The organism is Pseudomonas sp. MD195_PC81_125 (genome assembly GCF_014060985.1).
Lineage (GTDB): Bacteria > Pseudomonadota > Gammaproteobacteria > Pseudomonadales > Pseudomonadaceae > Aquipseudomonas > Aquipseudomonas parakoreensis.
In genome coordinates, this window is record NZ_JABULD010000598.1 from 1 (window position 1) to 1887 (window position 1887).

Consider the following 1887-nt stretch of genomic DNA (forward strand, 5'->3'; position numbering starts at 1 on the left):
AGCTCCCACAGGTTTTGTGTACACCACCGATCACTGCGGGAGCTGGCTTGCCAGCGATCAGGCCGGATCAGTCAATCAAGATGTGACTGAGTGCTCCCAAGCGCCATGTTCACCGCCAACCACCCATTCACCGCCGCTTCCCCAGCCTCGGCAAACACCCGCTCGAGCAACTTCACCTGCTCACGGCGCAACGCCTGCTCGAACTTCGCACCCTCTACGGTCAGCTCCAGCAAGCGCTTACGCTTGTCCGCCTCCGACGCCACGCTGTCCACCAGGTGCATTTCCTGCAACTGGCGCAGCGGCATGTTCAGCGCCTGTTTGCTCACGCCGAGCAATCCCAGCAATTCCTTCACACTCAAATTCGGATAACGCGCGATGAAAAACACAATCCGCTGATGCACCCGGGACAGGCCGCGACGTTCGAGCATTTCGTCGGCCTTGGCGGTGAACGCCTGATAGCCGAAGAAAAACGCTTCCATCGCCTGCTGCTGGCTGGCGGGGTTTTTAAGGTCAAGCATGTTGACGTACTCGCTCAAGCTGTCGTAGTTTCAGTCAACCAGTTTGACTCATTTTCTCCAGCCCTCGCTACCGGTGACTCCCATGGCTTTTTCCGAACGTGTTTCGCGCCTTAAAAGTTCTCTGATCCGTGAAATCCTCGCCGCCGCCCAGCGCCCGGAGGTGATGTCGTTTGCCGGTGGCTTGCCTGCTGAAGCCATGCTGCCGAAAGTCGAATGGGCCGACATGCCGCTGTCCCTCGGCCAATACGGCATGAGCGAAGGCGAGCCGGCGCTGCGTGAAGCGCTGGCGGCGCAGGCGCAAGCGTTGGGTCTGGCGTGCACGGCGAGTCAGGTGCTGGTGGTCAGCGGCTCCCAGCAGACACTGGATCTGGCCGCCAAGTTGTACATCGACAGGGGCACCGAAATTCTTCTGGAAGCTCCGACCTACCTGGCCGCGTTGCAGATCTTCCAGCTGTTCGGCGCCGATTGCCTGACCGTGCCGCAAGAGTCCGACGGCCCGAACCTGGCTCAACTGCGCAGTCGTCTTGAGCAACACCGCCCGGCATTCATCTATCTGATCCCGACATTTCAGAATCCATCCGCCGTGCGCTACAGCGAAGCCAAGCGCGCTGCGGTCGCCGCATTGCTGGATGAATTCGGCGTTACCCTGATCGAAGACGAGCCGTATCGCGAACTGACTTTCGATGGCGGCAGCGCCAAACCGATTGCCGGGCGTTTGAAGAAAGCCAGCTGGATCTACACCGGCACCGTGTCGAAAACCTTGCTCCCGGGTTTGCGCGTCGGCTACCTGATCGCCAGCCCGGACCTGTTTCCGCACCTGCTCAAGCTCAAGCAATCGGCGGATCTGCACACCAACCGCATCGGCCAGTGGCAGGCGCTGCAATGGATTGGCAGTGAAAAATATCAGCAGCACTTGGGTGAGTTGCGTGGCTTCTACCGGCAGCGCCGCGATGCGTTTCAAACGGCGCTGGAAACGCATTTCTCTGATCTGGCGGACTGGAACGCCCCGCAGGGCGGGCTGTTTTTCTGGCTGACGCTGAAGCAACCGCTGGATACGCGAACGCTGCTCAACGAGGCGCTGGCCAATGATGTGGCGTTCATGCCGGGCGAGCCGTTTTTTCCCGAACCGGATAAAAACCTTGGGCACCTGCGTTTGAACTTCAGCCACATCGACTCGGCGCGACTGGATGAAGGGTTGAAGCGACTGGCGGCGGTGGTGAGACAGGCGCAGATAAATAAAGCGGCGTGAAAAACAAATAAACCGGCTCGAGGGCCGGTTTATTTTTGTCTGAGTAATGTGTTGCTCTTGCGGGCCGCATCGCTGGCAAGCCAGCTCCCCACAGGTTTTTGTGAACGCCTCAGATCACTG

The 1887-nt window shown here is 59.4% G+C and carries 2 protein-coding genes; one reads left to right on the plus strand and one right to left on the minus strand.

All coding sequences use genetic code 11. From position 1 onward, the window contains the following. Positions 1-71: 71 nt before the first annotated feature. A complete protein-coding gene (locus tag HT737_RS24255; protein WP_047293052.1) occupies positions 72-518 on the minus strand; it encodes a MarR family winged helix-turn-helix transcriptional regulator in 447 nt (148 codons plus the stop codon). Between the two features lie 82 nt (positions 519-600). Between HT737_RS24255 and HT737_RS24260 the strand changes: the two genes are divergently transcribed. Next, the gene (locus tag HT737_RS24260) at positions 601-1767 is read left to right on the plus strand and encodes a PLP-dependent aminotransferase family protein (RefSeq protein WP_182404158.1); all 1167 of its coding nucleotides are present in this window, start codon (positions 601-603) and stop codon (positions 1765-1767) included. Positions 1768-1887: the final 120 nt, after the last annotated feature.

Bases quoted from the DNA above. Each gene is read 5' to 3' on its own strand.
- HT737_RS24255 (WP_047293052.1), bottom strand. From the start codon at position 518: ATGCTTGACCTTAAAAACCCCGCCAGCCAGCAGCAGGCGATGGAAGCG.
- HT737_RS24260 (WP_182404158.1), top strand. From the start codon at position 601: ATGGCTTTTTCCGAACGTGTTTCGCGCCTTAAAAGTTCTCTGATCCGT.